1 protein-coding gene is annotated in these 301 nt (G+C 59.1%); it reads right to left on the bottom strand.

The window, feature by feature from the left end:
• Window positions 1–301 (bottom strand): transposase (locus PVZ78_RS02660; protein WP_273828187.1); only part of this gene is annotated, 301 nt, incomplete at both ends.

Raw genomic sequence — 301 nt, 5'->3', positions numbered from 1 at the left:
TTGTTCCGGCGTTTTCAGATTCTGTGGATTGCGTAGCAGTAGCCATCGCGCTTGCTTGATGACCTTACGAGCAGGCTTGTCGTGGCGTAGTCGATTAGCCTCGTCAACGCGGACCCGATCAATCACCTCTCGGCCATATTTGGCCACCACATGGAAGAGGTCATAGACCACGCGCGCTTTGGGGCAGTGCCGGCGAACCTCCAGGTCAAAGGCGGTGTTCATGTCCATCGCCACCGCTTCGATTCGGGCGCAACCCTCTGGCCCCAACTCTTCGAAGAACGGCCTGACCGCCGCACGGCTG

This window comes from Pseudomonas sp. SBT1-2, assembly GCF_028640875.1.
Classification (GTDB): Bacteria; Pseudomonadota; Gammaproteobacteria; order Pseudomonadales; family Pseudomonadaceae; genus Aquipseudomonas; species Aquipseudomonas chlororaphis_I.
This window is presented reverse-complemented; position numbering and strand designations above follow the sequence as displayed.